This is a genomic window from Pseudoroseomonas sp. WGS1072 (genome assembly GCF_049340465.1).
In the GTDB taxonomy this organism is placed as follows: domain Bacteria; phylum Pseudomonadota; class Alphaproteobacteria; order Acetobacterales; family Acetobacteraceae; genus Pseudoroseomonas.
Genome location: NZ_JBMPSU010000003.1, coordinates 1 through 20,350, shown reverse-complemented (window position 1 = coordinate 20,350; position 20,350 = coordinate 1). Strand labels below are relative to the sequence as shown.

14 protein-coding genes and 4 pseudogenes are annotated in these 20,350 nt (G+C 68.2%); 12 read left to right on the top strand and 6 right to left on the bottom strand.

Translation table 11 applies throughout. The features are described 5' to 3' along the window. Positions 1–29: 29 nt before the first annotated feature. Positions 30–299, bottom strand: a pseudogene (locus ACF3NH_RS19985) (transposase); the annotation flags it as partial. 23 nt (positions 300–322) lie between these two features. Beyond that, positions 323–604 (bottom strand): hypothetical protein, encoded by a 282-nt coding sequence (locus tag ACF3NH_RS19980; protein WP_422925392.1) that lies wholly within the window; start codon positions 602–604, stop codon positions 323–325. Positions 605–761: 157 nt separating this feature from the next. Here ACF3NH_RS19980 and ACF3NH_RS19975 point away from each other — a divergent pair. Then, positions 762–887: pseudogene (locus tag ACF3NH_RS19975) on the top strand (transposase); the annotation flags it as partial. Positions 888–1,050: 163 nt separating this feature from the next. Here ACF3NH_RS19975 and ACF3NH_RS19970 read toward each other — a convergent pair. After that, positions 1,051–4,374: pseudogene (locus ACF3NH_RS19970) on the bottom strand (non-ribosomal peptide synthetase); the annotation flags it as partial. Between the two features lie 4 nt (positions 4,375–4,378). Continuing rightward, a complete protein-coding gene (locus ACF3NH_RS19965) occupies positions 4,379–7,360 on the bottom strand; it encodes a salicylate synthase (protein ID WP_422925390.1) in 2,982 nt (993 codons plus the stop codon). Positions 7,361–7,821: 461 nt separating this feature from the next. On the opposite strand from ACF3NH_RS19965, the pseudogene ACF3NH_RS19960 reads away from it, so the two are divergent. After that, a pseudogene (locus ACF3NH_RS19960) lies at positions 7,822–8,366 on the top strand (transposase family protein); the annotation flags it as partial. A 157-nt stretch (positions 8,367–8,523) separates the two neighbouring features. On the opposite strand, the gene ACF3NH_RS19955 reads toward ACF3NH_RS19960, so the two are convergent. Next, entirely contained in the window at positions 8,524–8,883 is a 360-nt protein-coding gene (locus ACF3NH_RS19955) for an HU family DNA-binding protein (RefSeq protein ID WP_422925388.1), read from the bottom strand. A gap of 280 nt (positions 8,884–9,163) precedes the next feature. Here ACF3NH_RS19955 and ACF3NH_RS19950 point away from each other — a divergent pair, with 280 nt between their 5' ends. The 9 genes from ACF3NH_RS19950 to ACF3NH_RS19910 all read left to right on the top strand — a co-directional run bounded on the left by ACF3NH_RS19950 (position 9,164) and on the right by ACF3NH_RS19910 (position 18,745). Further along, entirely contained in the window at positions 9,164–9,298 is a 135-nt protein-coding gene (locus ACF3NH_RS19950; protein ID WP_422925386.1) for a hypothetical protein, read from the top strand. Between the two features lie 44 nt (positions 9,299–9,342). Next, complete coding sequence (locus ACF3NH_RS19945) at positions 9,343–11,034, top strand: ParB/RepB/Spo0J family partition protein (RefSeq protein ID WP_422925384.1); 1,692 nt, start codon at positions 9,343–9,345, stop codon at positions 11,032–11,034. A 105-nt stretch (positions 11,035–11,139) separates the two neighbouring features. Further along, complete coding sequence (locus tag ACF3NH_RS19940) at positions 11,140–11,424, top strand: hypothetical protein (RefSeq protein ID WP_422925382.1); 285 nt, start codon at positions 11,140–11,142, stop codon at positions 11,422–11,424. Continuing rightward, positions 11,399–11,848: a hypothetical protein gene (locus ACF3NH_RS19935; protein WP_422925380.1), complete on the top strand. Its 450-nt coding sequence runs from the start codon at positions 11,399–11,401 to the stop codon at positions 11,846–11,848. Before ACF3NH_RS19940 ends, ACF3NH_RS19935 begins: the two co-directional genes overlap by 26 nt. 290 nt (positions 11,849–12,138) lie before the next feature. Continuing rightward, complete coding sequence (gene ssb / locus ACF3NH_RS19930) at positions 12,139–12,567, top strand: single-stranded DNA-binding protein (RefSeq protein ID WP_422925378.1); 429 nt, start codon at positions 12,139–12,141, stop codon at positions 12,565–12,567. Between the two features lie 78 nt (positions 12,568–12,645). Continuing rightward, the gene (locus ACF3NH_RS19925) at positions 12,646–12,906 is read left to right on the top strand and encodes a hypothetical protein (protein ID WP_422925376.1); all 261 of its coding nucleotides are present in this window, start codon (positions 12,646–12,648) and stop codon (positions 12,904–12,906) included. Positions 12,907–13,031: 125 nt separating this feature from the next. Next, positions 13,032–18,068 (top strand): lactate dehydrogenase, encoded by a 5,037-nt coding sequence (locus ACF3NH_RS19920; RefSeq protein ID WP_422925374.1) that lies wholly within the window; start codon positions 13,032–13,034, stop codon positions 18,066–18,068. A gap of 85 nt (positions 18,069–18,153) precedes the next feature. Continuing rightward, a complete protein-coding gene (locus ACF3NH_RS19915) occupies positions 18,154–18,441 on the top strand; it encodes a type II toxin-antitoxin system RelB/DinJ family antitoxin (protein ID WP_422925372.1) in 288 nt (95 codons plus the stop codon). Next, on the top strand, positions 18,410–18,745 hold the full coding sequence (locus tag ACF3NH_RS19910) for a type II toxin-antitoxin system YafQ family toxin (protein WP_422925370.1): 336 nt from the start codon (positions 18,410–18,412) through the stop codon (positions 18,743–18,745). Before ACF3NH_RS19915 ends, ACF3NH_RS19910 begins: the two co-directional genes overlap by 32 nt. 30 nt (positions 18,746–18,775) lie before the next feature. On the opposite strand, the gene ACF3NH_RS19905 is transcribed toward ACF3NH_RS19910, so the two are convergent. Beyond that, positions 18,776–19,141 (bottom strand): hypothetical protein, encoded by a 366-nt coding sequence (locus ACF3NH_RS19905; RefSeq protein WP_422925368.1) that lies wholly within the window; start codon positions 19,139–19,141, stop codon positions 18,776–18,778. A 411-nt stretch (positions 19,142–19,552) separates the two neighbouring features. On the opposite strand from ACF3NH_RS19905, the gene ACF3NH_RS19900 reads away from it, so the two are divergent. Beyond that, the coding region (locus tag ACF3NH_RS19900) for a DUF932 domain-containing protein (RefSeq protein ID WP_422925366.1) at positions 19,553–20,350 on the top strand (798 nt) is incomplete at its 3' end.

The window sequence follows — 20,350 nt, the reverse complement described above, 5'->3', positions numbered from 1 at the left end:
TCTCGCCAATGATGCAGCCGCAAGGGTTAACGCTTGCGGATCACTTTGACGATAAGCTTAGCCCCAGCCGCGTCCGGCACATCGGCCAATGGCAGGTTGCCCATCAGCAAACGGCCCTTGGTATCTACCGCGATGTGGCGTTTGCGGCCCTTGCAGCGCTTCGCGGCATCGTAGCCACCGCCGCCTGCCGCATGCGGCGACTTCAGGGTTTGGCTGGCCAGCACTCCGGCGGTGGGGCTGGCCTCGCGCCCCGCTCGCTCGCGATCGAGCATCAGCGCGATGTTGTTCAGAGTGGCGAAACGCCGCTGACAACCCAGGTGGTTCAACGTCTGACAGCCTCGGAAGGATCGCTGGTCCCGGCCGCTGCTTCCTCGCTTTGGGCGTGCCAAAGGGAGGCATAGAGCCCCTGGCGCTGCAGGGGCTCCTTGTGACTGCTGCGCTCAATCACCGCGCCGCCGCCCAGCACGACGATCTGGTCGGCCTGGCGGACGGTGGAGAGCCGGTGCGCGATCACCAGCGTCGTGGTTCTCCGGGCCAGCCGGTCCAGTTGCATCTGCACCTCCCGCTCCGTGCAGGTGTCGAGCGAGGCGGTGGCCTCATCCATTACTAGCAACCGCGGCTTCTTCAGAAGAACGGTAAGCGGCCGTTCTGGGCCCTTCTTCCCTCGGCGTGCCTGAACGTGCTGGGTCGGTCTGGAGCAAGGAGCTACCGGATAGCGCTAACGACAACGCGAAGGGTGTCGGTATCGCCGGGTCGAGGTTCTGACGGGGCCTGGCCGGCGGCGGAATTGGTCGGATGACGAGAAGGCACGGATTGTCGCCGAGACGGCAGAGCCTGGCGCGAAGGTGACCGAGGTAGCCCGCCGCTGGCAGGTGAGCCCGCAGCAGGTCTTCGACTGGCGCCGGCAAGCGCGAAATCGGTGCTGCGGCCCATCCAGTAGGCCTGCTGCACGTCGGTGGGCGGGAAGGGCGCGGCACGCTGCCCCGGATCCGGCTCGATGCGCGGCAAAGCCGGCGCGGCCGTGCCAAGCGTCAGCCCGGCGGCGAAGTCGCGCAGCACCGGCTGGGCGAAGAGGCGGCCCAACTCGACATTCGCGATGCCGGCCTCGCGCAGCCGCGTCACGGCACGGGTGGCCATCAGGCTGTCGCCGCCGAGCGCCAGGAAGCTGTCGTCGCGGCTGATGGCGCGAAGGTTCAGCAGCTCGCACCACACCGAGGCCACGGCTTGCTCCACTGCGCCGGATGGGAGCGCGCCGGTGGTGGTGGCGGTGATCTCCCGCTCCGCGCGCTGCGCCAGCGCCTTGCGGTCAATCTTGCCGTTGGGGGTGAGCGGCAGGGCGTCGAGCGGGATGAGCTGGGCGGGGACGGCATGGGCGGGCAGCTGGGCGGCCAGGTGGCGCTGCACTTCGCCGGGCGTGGCGCTGCCGCTGTAGAAGCCGCTGAGGCGCTGGCGGCCGCTCTCGCCGCTGGCGATGGCGGCGGCCTGGATGACGTCCGGATGCGCCTCCATGGCGGTCTCGACCTCGCCGAGTTCGATGCGGTGACCTCGGATCTTCACCTGATGGTCGATGCGGCCGAGGAACTCCAGCGTGCCGTCCGGCCAGTAGCGGCCGAGGTCGCCAGTGCGGTACCAGCGGGTGTCGCCGATCTCGTGGAAGCGCGCGGCGGTGGTGGCGGCGTCGCCGCGGTAGCCGGTGGCCAGCCCGGCACCGCCGATCCAGAGTTCCCCCGCCACCCAGTCGGGGCAGTCGCGCCCCTCGCTGTCGACCACGCGGTAGCGCTGGTTGGCGAGCGGCGTGCCGTAGGGGATGGAGCGCCAGTGGGCGGGGATGTCGCCGACCTCGCAGGCATTGGACCAGATCGCCGCCTCGGTGGCGCCGCCGAGCGCCACGAAGTGGGCATCGGGGGCGCGCTCGCGCAGCCGGGCGGGCAGGTCGAGCGCGATCCAATCGCCGGAGAGGAGGGCGAGACGCAGTGAGGGCAGGCCGCCCGGCGTGGCGAGCAGCATCTCCAGCAGCGCCGGGGCGGAGTTCCACAGGGTGACGCGGTGGGTGCGCATCAGCCGGTGCCAGGCGGCGGCCTCGCGGCGGTCATCCTCGGCCACCAGCACCAGGGCGCCGCCGGCGCCGAGCAGGCCGAAGATGTCGTAGACGGAGAGGTCGAAATCGAGGGACGAGACGGCGAGGACACGGTCCTCCGGTCCCACGGCGAAGCGGCGGTTGATGTCGGCGACGGTATTCAGCGCGGCGCCGTGCGACAGCTCGACACCCTTGGGCTCGCCGGTGGAGCCGGAGGTGAAGATCACATAGGCCGGGTCGGCGCCGGCGCGCGGGACGGGGGCCGGCAGCGGTGCCACGTGATCGGCGCGGGAGACGTCGATGGTCACGGCGTCTGCGATCAGGTCGGCATGCGCGGCATCGGTCAGCACATGGCGGATGCCGGCGGTGCGGTGGATGCGGGCGCGCCGCGCGGCGGGTTGGTCCACCGCAACGGGCACATAGGCTGCGCCGGCGGCGAGGATGCCGAGGACACCCACGATCTGGTCCACGCCACGCGGCAGGGTGATGGCGACGGCATCGCCCGGGCGCACCCCTTCGGCCTGGAGCAGGGCGGCGAGGCGCAGGGCGCGCCCGGCGAGGGCGCCGAAGGTGATCGGTGCCACGCCCAGCAGCGCCACACGGTCCGGCGCGGCGGCGGCCTGGGCGAAGACGCCGTCATGCAGCGCGCCGGCGGGCAGCGGTTGGGCGGTCGCGTTCACCTGCTGACGGATGGCCCGCTGGGCGGCAGGCAGCAGCGAGGGCACGGGACGGCGCCATTCGGCCGCGTCATTGGCCAGCCAGTCCAGCAGCCGCGCATAGGCGGCAAACATCGCATCCACCAGCCCGGCCGGGAACAGCGCCTCCACAACGTCCCAGCAGAGCTGCAGGGCGCCATCCTGCTCGTACACCTGATGGTCCAGCCAAACGCCCGGCGTCTGCGAGATCATGTGGCCGATCTCGCCCAGCACAGCGCGGCATTCGCCGTTCGCCAGCGGCGTGCCGAGGTTGCATGCGAAGACCACGGGGGCGATGCCTTGCATCGCTTGCCGGCGCTGCGCCATGTCCCGCTGCACCTGCACGCCGGAATAGCCGGAATGGGCGATGTCGGCGTGCAACTGCCGCTGCATCCGCCGCGCCTGCTCCAGGAAGCCCAGTCCGCCGCGCAGATCGGCACGCAGCAGCAGAAGGTTGGTGAAGTCGGCGATCACCGCGTCCAGGCCGGGCTCGCCGAGCTGGCGGTCGAACAGGGGCAGGTTAAGCAGGAAGTCCTGCTCGGCGCTCCATTGCGCCAGTACGGAGGCGAAGGCGGTCGCCAGCATCACCGCGGGAGTCAGCTGATACGCAGCCGCGTTGCGCCGCAGCCGCGACCATTGTTCCGCCGGCAGATGATGGATGCGGCGGCGGAATTCGGGCCGCCCCACCAGTTCGGGCGAGACGGCCAGGGGCAGGGACGGCCCGGTGGGCAGCGTGTCCAGCCGCGCCTGCCAATAGGCGCGGTCGCGTTCCCGCTGCGGCGCGCGGCGGCGCCGCTCGGCCTCGAGGTAGCGGGCGAAGCTCCAATCCGCCGGCGCGGCGGGCGCCGCCTGCCGGGTATAGGAAGCGGCGAGGTCGCGCAGCAGGATGTGCAGACTGTGCACATCCGCCACCAGCAGATCGATATCCAGGTGGATGCGCGTGGCGCCGCCGGGCAGCAGGCTCAGCGCCAGGCCGGCGACCTCGCCGCGCGCCACATCCAGCCGACGATGGTCACGCCCGGCGCGAATGGCCGCCAGCGCGGCGCTGGCATCAGGCCGGTTGCGCAGATCATGCACCGCAAGCGGTGTCTCCGGGAGCTCGGGCAGGACGCGCTGGCGCCCCTCCTCGCCGAAGGCCGCGCGCAGCATGGGGTGGTGCCGGCGCAGCCGCTTCCAGGCCGCTTCCAGCCGGTCCGGTTGCACGCCATGGCCGTCCAGCTCCAGATAGGCGTGGCAGCCGACGCCACCGAGCGGCTGATCGTCGCGGCGGCCGATCCAGTAGGCGTGTTGCACATCAGTCAGCGGGAAGGGCGCGTCGGCAGGCGCCGGCGCTTCCGCGACCGCCTCGGCCGCCGGCGCGGCGGCGCCGTGCAGTAGGCGCGCCCAGTGATCGAGCGTCGGGTATTCCACCAGCTGGGCGAAGGTGACGGCCGCGCCCGCGCGGCGCCAGCGGCCGACCAGTTGCATCAGCTGCAAGGAGTCGAGGCCATGCTCGATCAGGTTGTCATCATCGGCGAAGACCGTACCCGGCATGGGCAGCAGCGCCGCCACCTGCTGGCGCAGCGTGGCGTGGTCCAGCCTGGCGGAAAGAACGACGTTCATGGCGTCACACCTCCTCCAGCGTGCCGGGTGCGCGGGCTTGCTGCGGCAGCGCCACCAGGTTGCGCGCCACGCTGGTCAGCTTCTCGCAGGTCTCCTCCAGCTCGCGCTCCGGCGTGGACAGGCCGACGATGCCGGCGCCGGCCTGCAGCCAGCAGCGTTCGCCATCCCGGTACAGGGCGCGCAGCACCAGCGCGGCATCCAGCGCGCCGTCCTGGTCCGCCACCAGCACGCAGCCGCTGTACAGGCCGCGCGGCGCGTCCTCATGCCGCGCGATGGCCTCGATGGCCTTCTGCTTGGGGATGCCGGAGGCGGTGACGGCCGGGAACAGCGCCTGGAAGGCGTGCCATGCCGAGCGCCCCTGCCGCAGCCTGCCGCCGAGGCGCGAGGCCAGGTGCTGCACCGAGCCGCGCCGGGCCACCGCCATGAACTCGGACACGGCGACACTGCCTTCGGCGCAGATCGGCTCCAGCTCCTCGAAGGCCAGCTTCACCGAGACGGCGTGCTCCGCCACCTCCTTGGGATCGCGGAGCAGCTCCCGCGTCAGCTCGGCGTTGCGCCCCTCGTCCGCGCCCAGCGCGCGGGTGCCGGCCAGGGGCTGGGTGCTGACACAGCCGGCGGCATCCACCTCCACCACCGTTTCCGGGCTGAAGCCCGCGGCCCCGAAGCCGGAGCGGAACAGCAGGAAGGACCGCGCCGGGCGGTTGGCACGGCGGCCGGCGACATAGCTGGCCGAAAGGTCCAGCTGCGCCGGCAGCGGCACCGCGCGGGACAGGATGACCTTGTCGTAGTCGCCCGCAGCGATCTCGGCCACCGCGCTGGCGACGCCTTGGCGATAGCGCGCGGCGCCCGCCATCGCCAGCGCGGGCACTGGCATGGCGTGGTCCGCGCGGCGGCGGGCCAGCACATCCTCGCCATCCTCCGTGGCGCGGGCCTCGGCACCCTGCAGGGCGGCGCGGGCGCGGGCGAGGCCGGCCTCGTCCGTGGCGCGCAGCAGCGCGGTGCCATGGCGCAGGCGGATCTCGTATTCAGGCAGATGAAGCTGCAGCAACGGCCGTGCGGCGTCCCGCGCCGGCAGGCCGTGGAACAGCCGGGACAGCTCGAATTCCGCCATCCCGTAGGCGCGCCAGCCGCGCAGCGGCAGGGCGGCCAGCGCCGCCTCCAGCGCCAGGGGCAGATCGGCCGCAGGCCAGTCCCGCGTGTGGTCGCCCTGGCGCAGCGTGACGCGCGCCGCATCGGCGACGATCTCCGCCACGCTGCCGATGCCGAGGCTCCACTCGCCATCCCGCTCATAGGCGGTGAAGCAGGGGGCGAGCCCGGCCTCGCCGAGCAGCGCGGCCAGAAGCAGCGGCTCCGTCGCGATCGGCACCGTGACCTCCCGGTAGCTGGGCGCCGGCATCTGGGCGGTGGCGAGCCGGCGCCTGTCGATCTTGCCGATGGCTGTCAGCGGCCAACTGGCGGCGAAGCCGATCTGGTCCGGCAGCTTGTAGCGCGGCAGCCCGCGGGCGCGCAGATGGGCATGGATGCTGGCGAGGTCTGGCCGCGCCCCATGCGTGATCAGCACGGCGCAGCTGCGTTCGCCCAGCTGCGCGTCCGGCAGGCCGAGCAGCACGGCATCGGCGACATCGGGGTGGCTACGCAGATGCTCCTCGATCTCGGCCGTCGCGATCTTCTCGCCGGCGCGGTTGATCTGTTCTTTGATGCGGCCTTCGACGACGATGTTGCTGTCCTCCACGCGCCGGCGCACCAGGTCGCCGGAGCGGTAGAAGCCGTCGGGGGTGAAGGCGGTCCGGTTATGCGCCTCCGCGCGGTAGTAGCCGCGGATGGTGTAGGGGCCGCGCACCAGCAGCTCGCCCACCATGCCGTCCGGGACATCCCGCCCATCGGCATCGACGATGCGCAGCTCGTCATCGGGGCAAAGCGGGCGGCCCTCGGTGTTGATGATCGCCTCCAGCGGATCGTCCGGGCGCGTAAAGCACAGCAGGCCCTCCGCCATGCCGAAGACCTGCTGCAGGCCGCAGCCGAGTTCCGGAGTGATGCGCCGTGCCAAATCCGGCATCAGCCGGGCGCCGCCGACCTGCAGCAGGTCCAGGCTGGACAGGTCGGTATCGTCCCATTCGCGCTGCTGCAGCCACAGATTGGCCAGGGACGGGACCAGCGAGGTGATAGTGACCTTCTCCCGAGTGATCAGCGGAAAGGTCTCGTCCCCGCCAGGCGTCTTTGCTATCACCACGCGCCCGCCGCAGCCCAGCGTGCCGATGATGCCGGGGCAGCACAAGGTGAAGTTATGCGCCGCAGGCAGGGCTGCAAGATAGACGCTGTCCTCCGTCAGGCCACAGAGCTCTGCCGAGGCGCGGGCGTTGAAGGCGTAGTCGGCATGGGTGCGAGGGATCAGCTTGGGCGTGCCCGTGGTGCCGCCCGACAGCAGCAGGCAGGCGATGTCGCGATGATGCGGCTGCACGCTGTCATCGAAGGGGGCATCGACGGAGGAAAGGAGACGGTGTGGCCCGGCATCGCCATCCACCAACACATGGCGCAGGCTCGCATGGCGCGCCATCAGCTCCGCCGCCATGGGACGATAGTCGAAGCCGAGGAACTGATCGGCAATGATGCAGGCCACAGGTTCCGCCAACCCGCACAGCGCATCGAGGTCGTTGATGCGCTGCGCCGGCATGGCGAAGATCGGCACGGCGCCCAGACGGAACAGCGCGAAGCTCGCGGCCACGAAGGCAATACTGTTCGGCATCTGCACCAGTACGCGGTCACCACGCCGCAAGCCGAGCTTCTGCAGCCCTCCAGCCAGACGATTCACGCGCGCATCGAGCGCGGCATAGGTTATTTGCCTATCACCCTCCGTCACGGCGATGCGGCCGACCTGCGCCGCGGCCCAGCGGCGCAGCGCCTGGCCTAGCGTTTCCGCCTGCCAGTAGCCGAGGCTTTCGTAGCGCTGCGCGAAAGCCTCGGGCCACAGGCTGGGGTACGTCTGCATTGTTGCCTCCGTCGACGGTATGGCCCGGTTCGCCGGGCATTCGGCGTGGCGTTAAGCTGATCCCTGCTTCTGCCGCCCGCAACATGCCCGGCTTCGGCGAAATGGTCCGTGTCTTCAGGGATCGCGAGGGAAAGGCTAAGAGGCCCGGATTAGGACCCAACAACTGTGAGGGTCTGGTCCAGATTAGAAGCCGAGCGGGCTATGTCGGACGGATTGGCATGAGACGGTAGTAGTTGTGCTGCCGGGATTGAAGTGGAACTCGCGCTCCTTGAGGAAGAGCGGAAAGCTGCTAGGCGGCACTGCGTTGAACCTGGCCAGGCGCCGCTTTGGGAAGCTCCAGAAAATTCCGTTGATGTGGACCGCATCCGACGATCTGGTCGTTCTGTTGGTGGATGCGGTGGTGCTTGGCAAAGCCTGCCCCAACCAGACCGCTGTAGCGCTTCCAGCGATCGGAATAGATGTTGGCCGAGGGCTCCAAGAGCTACGTGAACAGCGTGAACGCCACCCATGACTTTGGCACCTGACATGGTAGACCCGCTGTTGCGGGGACTGCCGAGGAGATCGCCAAGGATCTCGATGCTGCCGCTCGGCGACGTCTTGCGCCGGTCTAGGCACGAAGGGCGAGCGCCTGCACGATTGGGCCTACTTGGAGTTGGCAGACCTCGAAGCTGATGAGTTCTGCCCGGGAGCCAAAGGATTGTGGACGCGCGGCCTGCTGATCCGTCGCTACATCACCGATGGAAAAGTGGCCTACTTCACTATCTGCTGCCCAGCCGGAACAGCCATCGAGACGCTCGTTGCTGTCGAAGGACATCGCTGGGCCATTGAGGATAGCTTCGAGACCGCCAAGAACGAACTTGGCCTGACCCATAACGAAACCAGGTCCTGGCATAGTTGGCACCACCGCGTGTCGCTGGTGATGGTGGATTTCGCGATGATGGCGGTGATCCGCCATGACGCAAATCGGCTGGCACCCCGAAAAGCGTCGACAGCTCGACGGCCACGCCAGATCTCGTCCGCTGGTCGATCCAGGAGATCCGCGCATAGCCATTCGCCTGGCACAACGGCGTATGACCTGCCAGCGTCATCGCCTGGCCTCTCTGTCGGCGCGCCATCAAGCTGCCCGAACAAGCCCACATCGAACACAGAACGCAGCTATAATGCTAGCCCAGATCCTTCGTCACACCGCGCTTTGGAACGACACACCGACCTGTGCGTCCGCCGGGTGTGACCTTCTTCAGTCGGGCCTTCGGTGTGACATAGACCCTGAGTGCCGGCGATGCCTTGAACTTCACGGCGTAGGGCGGAATGGCTTCACCAGCCTCATCTCCGTCAGGACTGTACCACTTGCGCTTCTTTGTCTGCTGAACCTTGAAGGTTCCAAAGCCATTGATGCTGAGCGTGCCCTCCTTCTTGATCTCGGCACAGATGCCACGGATGAATTTCCGGAGCATGACTTCGCTTGGCTCGAAGGGGAACCCGGTAACATCCGCGAACAGGCGGCTCAGGACAGCCAGGGTCAACGTCGTGCTCCGCAGCTGGAGTGAAAGATAGAGAGCTACTAGGGAGGGAAGGTAGAGCGGAGCGCACGCTCAATGAAGGTTAAATGATGCGGGAATAGCTCATTTAATGGCACCAACCAGAGAGACGGAAGGTGGAGGATGAGGCCCTGCCGGAGACGCGTCGCCGTCGCAAGGGTAAAGACGCTCCGCGTCCGCGCTGCGCGCGCCCCTGCGCCGCCGCCCCGCCCCCGGCGGTCGGGCTGGGTCTTCAGGAAGAAGACTCAGCAGAGGAAGAACAGAGATGAGAATGCTGCGCCTGACAGCCGGTGGCCTGATGTTCGCGGCCGCTGCCTATGCCCTGGCGGCTTTGCCGGGCCTTCTCATGGACCGGGATTCCACCACCCCGCTTCGCCTGTCCGTCACCGCTGGCCGCTGAGCCGGCCTTTTCCCTTCCCCCTACATTCTGACCGGAGGCTCCTCATGGAACTCAGGATCGTTGACCCGCGCCTGCTGCAGGCGAACCCTAACAACCCCCGACGCACCGCCGCCGGCAAAGAGATGGATGATCTCCTCGTCGCCTCGGTCAAGGCCGTGGGCCTCGTTCATCCGCCCCTGGTCCGCCCGGCCGGCGATAGTCTGGAAATCATCGCCGGACATCGCCGGGTGGCATCGGCTATCGAGGCCGGCCTGGAGGAAATCCATGTTGAGGTCGTCCAGCATGCCGATGGCTGCGACGACATGCGCGCTTATGTGGAGAACTTCGCCCGCGCGCCGATGGCTGCCCCCGATCGCTGGCAGCATATCAACCGGCTTCTGGAAATGGGCTGGACCGAACAGGCCATCGCCGAGACGCTGACCCTGCCGGTGCGTGAGGTACGCAAGGCCCAGCTCCTTGGCAAGATCCATCCCGATATCTTCGCCTATATTGCCGGGAGCGGCGACATGCCGAGCCCCTCTTATTGGAAGACCATCGCCCTGGCCGCTCCGAAAGACCAGGCGGCCGCCTGGAAGCGCCACAAGCCGAAGGGCAGGAAGAGCGGGGGCGTCAACTGGCTTGAGCTACATCGGACTCTCGACCGTCGCCGCATCGCGCAACGGCTCGCCTGCTTCGATGCGGAGCTGGCGCGGGCCCATGGGGTTACCTGGAGCGAGGATCTCTTCGCGGAGCCAGAGGATGCGATCCATACGACGAATGTCGGCGGCTTCATGGGGGCGCAGTTGGAGTGGCTGACCAGCCACCATATCCCCGCACTGCAGGAGCGTGGCTACAGCGCGGTTCTGCTGGAAGCCGACCACTATGGAACTGCCGAGCTGCCCAAAGGCGCTCACCGCGAATACGGGCTTGATCCCGAGAAGGCTCCCAAGACCGTCTGCCGCGGCTTTTATCTCAGCCATTCGGGCGAAATCGGTTGCACACTCTATCGTATGCCGCAGAAGTTGCCCGGGAAGGGCAAAGGCGGAGCCAAGGCGGCCATGACTGCCAAGCGGCCGCGGATCAGCAAGGTGGGTGACCAGCTGGTCGGCAGCATGCGCACCACGGCGCTGGGCGAGGTACTGCGCGGCGGCCCGGTCGAGGATGATCAATTGCTGGCCCTGCTGGTGTTGGCCTTCTCCGCCAGGAACGTGCGGGTTGCCAGCCACGAGGCCGGCTTCCGGGCCGAGCAGAGGCTGGCGGCGCGGGTGCTGCGCCAAGCCGATGCTGGCCTCGAACTGGCCAGCCTGGACGAGATCCGTGCCGCGGCGCGGGAGATGCTGGCCCATGTGCTGAACTGCGATGTGTCCTTTCACTCGGGATCGGGGCTGGCCGGGCGGATCGCGGGCGCACTGCTCGGCGCCGATCACCGGCTGCCGCATATGGCGACCGAGGAATTCCTCGGCTGCCTGTCGAAGCCCGAGCTGGAACGCGCAGCCGCCGCGGTGAATATCCTGCCGCGGCAGACCGGCAAGGCAACGCGCGCGGCCATGGTAGAGCAGCTCAAGCCGGGGGAGGGCGGCCGGTCCTGGCGCTGGGAAGGCGCGGGCTTTGCGCCGAGCCTGGCAGAGCTCGCTCAGTTCGGTGCCGCATGGGACGGGCCGGATGACGGGGATTCCGGTGAGCCGCCGGCAGCCTCGGGCGAGGATGAGCCGCCGGAAGATCTGCCGGACGAAGAGGAGTACCGACAGGCGGCCTGATGCGCTCCTCGCGCTGGCCCTGGGTCGCCATCCGCGTGGACGCGCCCGCAACAGTGCGCCCTGGACGGGCGCACAAAGCGGATGCATCTGGATTATCCATAAAATATGGATATGATGGAGCCGGAGGTTCCCATGCGCCAATTCACGACCGCCGATCTTAACAAGCAGGTCGGCATCGTTACCGACGCCGCGCGGCGAGAGCCTGTGCTGATCACGCATCACCGCAGGCCGCGCCTGGTCATGATGTCCGTGGAGACTTACGAGATGCTGACCCACAAGAGCGCCGAGGACCGCCAGCAGGCTTTTACTCTGGACACTATGCCTGACGAGATCGCGAACGGGCTGCTGAAGCTGGCGGATCAGTATGAGCGGGACGCTTCGGATAGCTGAGGAGCCCAAGACCGGGCTCGTCGTCAGCTACCGCTTCCTGTGGCCGCACGAGCACACGGCTGGGATTGAGGAGGGCCGGAAAGCCCGGCCAGCCTGCGTCGTCATTCCCATCACGGCGAAAGGCGATGACGTGGTGCTGTTTCCGCTGACCACGCAGGAGCCTTCGGTCGACCGTCTGTTCCTGCGGGTGCCGGAAACAGAGCGCCGCCGCCTCAAGCTTCGCGGAGCCGGGCCGAGTTGGCTGCTGCTGGACCAGGGCAATACCGACATCCTGCCCGGTTCGTTCCATGTCGAGCCGATCAGCTACGACCCCCCGGTGCATGCCTATGGCCATTTCAGCCAGGCCTTCATGCGGGTCGTGCTCCGGACACTGGCGGAGGCGATTCGAGTTCGACGCCTGCGGCTGATTCGGCGGGGCGACTGAAGCGCTCCGGACCTGCCGTCCGGAGATGAGACAGAGGGGATCGGGCAGAGGGGGAGGGAGCGACTGGCAAGGCCCGGCGTCCGGCTGCGGCACGCCGGCTACAGCATGACCAGGCCGCGCCGCGCGCGGGGCAGGGGCCCCGCTTCGGCGCAACCCGGCCATGCCCGCCCGCATGCCTCCGCCGGCCCCCGTTCCCGCCCGTGTCGAGAGCATCCCGGAGAATGAGACCGGGAGGAGGAAGGATCGAGAGCGATCCGCCTCACGCTCACATCAAGACACAGGAGATCACCATGGCTGGCTCCCTCAACCGCGTGCAACTGCTGGGCTATCTGGGGCGCGACCCCGAGGTCCGCAACACCCAGGCCGGCGCCCGCATCGTCAGCTTCCGCATCGCCACGACCGAGAGCTGGAAGGGGAGCGACGGCGAGCGCCGCGAACGGACTGAGTGGCATTCCGTCGTCATCTTCAACGACGCGCTCGGCAAGATCGCGGAGAGGTATCTGCGCAAGGGCAGCCGCGCGCTGATCGAGGGCTCGCTGCAGACCCGCAAATGGACCGACACGAACGGGGTGGAGCGCTGGAGCACGGAGATCGTGCTGGGTGCCTATAATGGCAACCTGCTGCTGCTAGACAACCGGCCGAATGCCGGCTCGACGCAAGGCGAGACGAGCGAGCGGCCGCCCGTCGGCGGCGAGCTGGACGACGACATTCCATTTTAGGGCCATGGCAGGGGAGGGGTGTTTCGCCCTCCTCCTGAATCCGACCCGTCTCTTCCCAGACAAGCCGGAGCCATTCCGATGCGGATTCAACGACTGTCCCATGCGGGCTGTCGCGCGAACGCGCGCGACTGGACCGCCGAAGCCGAACTGCTGCGCGATATGGCAAACGCAGAGGCCCTCTCCTCGCACGCCAAGACGCAGCTCATCCGCCAGGCCGAGGCCGCCGAGCGGCAATCGCAGGCCTGGCTTTCCGCCGCACGCGAAGAGGCGGGGCTGACGAGCTCACCATCCTCGCGCGGCAAGCTATCGCGTCCGCCGCGACGCGGTCTCGCCGCCTGACCCGGAGGTCGGCACCGCCTCCTCCCCGCCTGGTCAGCCCTTGAAATCCACCCCGCGCCGCCGCGCCTGCCTCCCCGCCGGGAGGCGGGCCGGCGGCGCTTGCCGTTTCAGCGGAGCACCGCCCGATGCCCCTTCAGCTCACCCTCTTCGACCTGGCCTCCCCTGGTTCTGACCTGAGCCTCTTCGACCAAGTCCTGTCACCCGAGCTCGCACGCCACGTGGCGTGCTTGCCGCTGCCGATGCCCAACAAGGCACCGGTGCAGCCGCCCGCGATCCCGCGTGATTTCCGCCTGACGGGGGAGCGCCTCCTGGCGACCATCTGGCGGGAGCGGGCCCGCGACAATCTCGCCGCCATCCGTCTGCTGAAGGCTCTGGCGGAGGGGGGCAGGGCGGCAACACCGGAGGAGCAGGCGGCGCTGATGCGCTTCACCGGCTTCGGCGCCTCGGAGCTCGCCACCAACTGCTTCCTGCGCCCGGGCGAGGGCGGGTTCCGCCCCGGTTGGCAGGAGATCGGCCAAGAGCTGCGGAGCCTGGTCTCGGAACAGGATTATGCGGCACTCGCGCGCGCCACGCAGTATGCCCACTACACACCGGCCTTTCTGGTGCGGGCGATCTGGGCCGGCCTCTCCCGCCTGGGCTTCTGCGGGGGCCGTATCCTCGAGCCGGGCATGGGCACCGGCCTCTTCCTCGCCCTCATGCCAGAGGAGATCGCCGTCGCGAGCCACGTCACCGGCATCGAGAACGATGCCGTCACCGCCGGCATTGCACGGCTGCTCTATCCCTCGGCCGAGATCCGACAGGAGGATTTCTGTCGCGCCCGGCTGCGCGACGGCTATGACCTGGCCATCGGCAACCCGCCCTTCTCCGATCGCGCGGTCCGCATCGATCCCGCCTATAAGGCGCTTGGCCTGCGGCTGCACGACTACTTCCTGGCCAAGGCCATTGATGCGCTGCGGCCCGGCGGGCTGGCCGCCTTCGTGACCAGCCAGGGCACGATGGACAAGGCGGACGACGCCGCCCGGCGCTACATCGCGAGCCGGGCCGATCTTCTGGCCGCCATCCGGCTGCCGGAACAGGCGCTGCAGGCCGAGGCCGGCACCCATGTCGGCGTCGACCTGCTGTTCTTTCGCCGCCGGATGGAGGGGCAGGAAGCTGGCGGCGCCGACTGGCTCGAAACCGTCGAGCTGCTGCCAGGCATCAACGTCAACCGTCGCATCGTATCATATGACGCGATGACGCTCGGGCGCCATGACAGCCGGGCAGGACCGTTCGGCAGGACCTATGCCTGCCTGCCTCACCGGGACAGCGACCTGATCGCCGATCTGAACGAGGCCATCACCCGGCTGCCCCGGAATCTCTATCAGCCGACTGTCGCGACGGCGGACGACGCCGACAACACCTCCTCCCTCCTGCCCGACCTGCGCATCGGAACCGCTGCCGAGAAGGCTGATCTTAAGGAGGGTTCCTACTTCACCGGCCCGGAGGCCCGGCTGATGCAGGTGCTGGACGGGGCGCCAGTCGAGGTGCCGGTGCGCCGGCCCGGCATCGCCGCTGGCATGCCCGCCAGGCATGCCCGCATCATCAAGGCGCTGATCCCGATCCGTGACGCGCTGCGTGCCGTCCTGCGGGCCCAGGCCGAGGACCGGCCCTGGCAGGACGCGCAGCGCCGTCTCCGCAGCGCCTATGCCAGCTTCACCGCGCAGTTCGGCCCCATCAACCTGACCACGGTCGCGACCTGGACCGATGCATCGGGTACGGAGCGCGAGACGCACCGCCGGCCCAACCTGGCGCCCTTTCTCGATGATCCCGATTGCTGGCTGGTCTCCTCGATCGAGGAGTTCGACCTTGATACCGGCATCGCCCGTCGCGGCCAGGTCTTCACCCAGCGGGTCATCGCCCCGCCGGCGGCGCCGGTCGTCAGCAGCGCGACCGATGCCCTGGCCGTCACCCTCAACGAGTTTGGCCGGGTCGATGTGCCGCATATGGCGGAGCTACTGGACAGCACGCCGGAGGCGGTGCTGGACGAACTGGGGGAGGGGATCTTCGAGAACCCGGACACCGGCCAGTGGGAAACGGCGGACGCCTATCTCTCCGGCCGGGTGCGCGACAAGCTGGCCGCCGCCGAGCGCGCCGCCGCCGAGGACATTCGTTATATCAGGAACGTCGAGGCGCTGCGGCAGGTGCAGCCGGAGGACCTCAAGCCTTCGGAGATCACCGCCCGGCTTGGCGCACCCTGGCTGCCGGTTAGCGTGGTGCAGGACTTCTGCGAGCAGGTGATGGGCGCTCGGCCGACCCTGCAGCACAACGCTGCCGCCGCGGCCTGGGCGGTCGGAACTCATGTCTTTGCCGGCACGCCGGTCGGAACTTCGGAATGGGGGACACACCGCCGCCACGCTGGCGACCTGCTGGAGGATGCGCTGAATGCCCGTATCCCGCAGATCTACGACAGCTTCAAGGACGCCGACGGCAAGGATCGCCGCGAGCTGAATGTCGAGGCGACGGAGGCGGCCAAGGAAAAGCTGACGAAAATCAAGGCGGCTTTCGAGGCCTGGGTCTGGACCGATCCGGCCCGGGCTGAGGATCTCTGCGCCCGCTACAATCTGGCCTTCAACAACCTGGTGCCGCGGCATTTCGACGGTAGCCACCTCACCTTGCCAGGCGCCAGCTCGGCCTTCGCCCTGCGCGGCATCCAGAAGCGCGTCATCTGGCGCATCATCGCCTCGGGCGGCACCTACATCGCCCATGCGGTCGGGGCGGGAAAGACGCTCTCCATCGCCGCGGCGATCATGGAGCAGCGCCGCCTGGGGCTGATCTCCAAGGCCATGCTCGTCGTGCCCGGCCACTGCCTGGCGCAGTTCAGCCGGGAGTTCCTGCAGCTCTACCCGCAGGCCCGCATCCTGGTGGCTGACGAGCAGGCTTTTTCGCGCGAGAAGCGGCACCGCTTCCTGGCGCGGGCGGCGACGGCCGAGTGGGATGCCATCATCATCACCCATAGCGCCTTCAAGCTGATCGCCGTGCCGGCGAATTTCGAGCGGGCGTTGATCGAGGAGCAGATCGCCGACTATGACGCGCTGCTGGCTGGCCTGGCGAAGGACGGGGCCGACTACTTCACCCGCAAGCGGGTGGAGCGGCTCAAGGAGGGGCTGAAGGAGAAGCTTGAGGCCTCGGCCGCCCGCAAGGATGACATGTTGACCCTGGACGAAATCGGCGTCGATCAGATCCTGGTGGATGAGGCGCAGGAGTTCCGCAAGCTGGCCTTCACCACCAACATGGACACGCTGAAGGGCATCGACGCCGATGGCTCGCAGCGCGCCTGGGACCTCTACGTCAAGACGCGCTTCCTGGCGACCCGGCGGCCCGGCCGGCCGCTGATCCTGGCCTCGGGCACGCCGATCACCAACACGCTCGGCGAGATGTTCTCGATCCAGCGCTACATGGACCCGGAGGCCCTGGCGGCACGCGGGCTGAACCAGTTCGACGCCTGGGCCTCGACCTTCGGCGACACCCGCACCGAGCTGGAGCTGCAGCCCTCCGGCCTCTACAAACCGGTGACCCGGTTCAGCGAGTTCGTCAACGCCGCCGACCTGATCGCCATGTTCCGCAGCTTCGCGGACGTGGTGCAGAAGCAGGACCTGCGCGAGATTCTGACGCTGCCGGCGGTCCGTGGCGGCCAGCGCCAGATCGTCACCGCGCCGGCGAGCGACGGCTTCAAGGCTTACCAGAAGACCCTGGCGGCGCGGATCGCGGCCATCGAGAACCGCTCCGGCCGGGCCAAGCCGGGCGATGACATCCTGCTCTCGGTCATCACCGATGGGCGCCATGCCTCGATCGATCTGCGCTTTGTCGATCCTTTGGCCGCCGATGATCCTTGCGGCAAGCTGAATGCCCTGATCGACAATGCCTTCCGCATCTGGAAGGAGACAGCGGGCCAAACCTATCGCCGGCCGAACGGCGAGCCCTTCGAAAAGCCCGGCGCGGCGCAGATGATCTTCTCAGACCTGGGCACGCCGGCGGTCGAAGCCAGCCGGGGCTTTTCGGCCTATCGCTGGATCCGCCAGCGGCTGATCGGACTGGGCGTGCCGGCCGCCGAGATCGCCTTCATGCAGGACTTCAAGAAGGCCGAGGCCAAGCAGCGGCTGTTCCACGATGTGAACAGCGGCCGGGTCCGCTTTCTCCTGGGTTCCTCGCAGACCATGGGGACGGGGGTCAATGCGCAGCTCCGGTTGAAGGCCTTGCATCACCTGGACGTGCCCTGGCTGCCCTCCGAGGTGGAGCAGCGGGAAGGGCGCATCGAGCGCCAGGGCAACCAGCACGGTGAGATCGAGATCTACGCCTATGCAACCCTCGGCTCGACGGATGCGACCATGTGGCAGGCGAACGAGCGCAAGGCGCGCTTCATCGCGGCGGCGCTGGCCGGCGATCGCAACGTCCGCCGCCTGGAAGACATGGGCGCGCAGGCGAACCAGTTCGCCATGGCCAAGGCGCTCGCCAGCGGCGACGAGCGGCTGATGCGCAAGGCCGGGCTGGAGGCCGAGTTGGCTCGGCTGGAACGGCTGCGGGCGGCGCATTTCGACGACCAGCTCGCCGTGCGCCATGCCATCCGCCGGGCGGAGGAGACCATTGCCTATGCCGAGCGGCGTATTCCGCTGATCGAGGCGGATATCGCCCGGCGGGATGGGGCAGGGGACGCGGCCTTGCTTATCGGCCGCAGCCGATATGCCGATCCTCAGCAGGGTGGTCTGGCGTTCCTGGCCCGGCTCCGGCAACTGGTCACCGCTCGCGCCCCCGGATCTGAGATCATCGGCAGCTATGCCGGCTTTGACCTTGTCTTCGAGGGCGGGCAGCGGCTGCTCGATCGGCGGTTCGCCTACAGCGTGGCGCTGCGGCGCAACCGGTCGGAGGATACCCTGGAGCTGAACCTCTCCACGACACCGCGCCAGGTCACCGCCACGCTGGCTGCCCTGGTCGGCGGCTTTGAGGGCGAGTTGGTGGAGCGCCGGGCGCAGATCAGCCGCGAGCAGGGCCGCGTGGCTGACTATCGCGCCCGACTGGACGGGTCATTCCCGCACGAGGAAGACCTGGCGCTGAAGCAGGCCGAGCTGAAGGAACTGGAGGCGGACCTGGCTGCCGGCGCCAGGCAGCAGACCGAGGCGAGCTCCTAAAAGCTGGCAGCATAATGAGCTGGAAATGTAGTCACAAATAGACTACATAATCGGCCGAGATACACGCAGCAGTGAGGAGGGACCCGTGACCGCCATCGCAGACACCTATGTCCGCGCCCGCATCGATACCGTCACGAAGGACCGGGCCGAGGCAGCCTTGCGGGCCATGGGCCTCTCCACCTCGGAAGCCATCCGCCTCCTCCTGGTTAAGGTCGCCAATGAGCAGCGGCTGCCCTTCGATGTGTCCCTGCCAAACTCCACGACCCGGACGGCCATGTCTGAGGCAGAAGCCATCGTCCGGAAGCGCCGCCCCCGCTTTGCCACCTCTCAGGATGTGTTGAATGCCCTCGAAGAAGAAGCCCGCGGCGGCTAAGCGGGCTCCTCTGCCGAGGGCTTCCGATTACACCAAGACCTTCGCCAAGGATTGGGAAAGGCTTAGCCGGTCCGGTCGGTACGACCTGCACCGCCTGAAGGAGGCAATGCTGTTGCTGATTGCCAATGACGGCCCCTTGGGGCCGGAATGGCTCGATCACCCGCTACGCGGCAACTGGGATGGTCATCGCGAATGTCATATCGGCGGAGATTTCCTCCTCGCCTATCGACTTGCCGATGATGGGCCGGGGGGGCTGATCGTTTTCGTGCGCGCCGGCACCCATGCGGATCTTTTCGACGAATAGCGTCTCTGCGAGCCTCGGCGATCGCAACCGCTACCAACCCGCCATGCACCGCTGGATATCAGGGCGATTGAACATCATAGGCAGGAAGCCGGCCACGGCCGGGACCTCCTTGTTCCTGATCTCCGCGGCCAGGACGCGCTCGCCTTCCAGAAGGCGCCGCATGGCATCGCTATCCTCCTCCGAGAGCCTCAGCCGCTGCTGAATGCTCTCCATGACGCAGTCGCAGCCGGCACTCAGCGCCGCGGGACCTGGGTTCGTCCTCAGCGCGGATTTGCGCATCCGTGCGATGCAGGTGTCCACCAGTTCCTCATGGGTTGCGGCCCGCACCGAGCACCCCAAGGCAATCGTTGCTGTGATGGCGCAGATCATTGCCCTTCGTCGATTGGGCATAGCCATGCCGTCATCTCTCTCCTGCTGAATGCGCGCGCGCCGCCTGGCGAGCTGCCGAAGGGTATTGATCGGGGAATCTGCCGGGCACCCCCGTAATTCGACTTTCGAATGCCCATTCGTGCTTGTGAGGCGGCGGCGGTGCCAGGCCACTCAGAGGACGGAAAAGGAGAGACAGAGAGGGCGCAGAAGCGCCGGCCGGGCGCATGCCGCTGCGCGGCCCAATGCCGGCTACGGCATGGCCAGGCCGCGACGTGCGCAGGGCTGCGCCCCGCTTCGCCGCACCCCGGCCACGCCCGCCCGCATTGGCGCCCACCCGTCGCCCCTGCGCGGGGGAGAAGCATCCCGGAGAGAGAGAGCCGGGACGAGGAACGACCGAGCTGCGGTCGCCTCAGCTCAACCCCAGCCAGGGATGGTCCCATGTCCTTCATCAGCCGCCGCTCCTTCTCGCTCGCCAACGGCAAGACGCCGCTGACAGACGAGCAGATCCGCCTCCTCGCGCCCTCCGCCTTCGCCGCCGAGGCGCATGAGAGCCGCTCGGCCCGCTACACCTATATCCCGACCTCAGAAGTCATTGCCGGCATGCGCGACAATGGCTTTCTGCCCGTGATGGCGAAGCAGTCACGCACGCGCGATGCCGGCAAGCGCGACTTCACCAAGCATATGATCCGCTTCCGCTACCAGGGAGCGGTGGCCGGCCAGCGCCGGGTCGGCGAGACCTTCCCGGAGATTGTGCTGGTGAACAGCCATGACGGCTCCTCGGCCTATCAGGTCATGGCCGGTGTGTTCCGGCTGGTCTGCCTGAACGGCATGGTGGTGACCGAGCGGGAAGGGGAGGAGGTGCGCGTCTCGCACAAGGGGGATGTGGTCAGCCGCGTCATTGAGGGCAGCTACGAGGTGCTCGAGGACGCCAACACGGCGATTGCTGCGGCGGAGGCCTGGACCGGGCTGCGACTCAGCCGGGACGAGCAGATGGCGCTGGCCGACGCCGCCCGGACGCTGCGCTTCGGGGACGCCGAGGGCAATGTGGAGACCCCGATCCAGGCCGAGCAGATGCTGGCGGTGCGCCGGCATGACGATCGTGGCGATGATCTGTGGCGCACCTTTAACAGGGTGCAGGAGGCCGCCATCCGGGGAGGGCTGAGCGCCTGGGGTCGGGACGCCAACAACCGGCGCCGGCGTGTCACCTCGCGGGAGGTGAAGGGCATCGACCAGGAT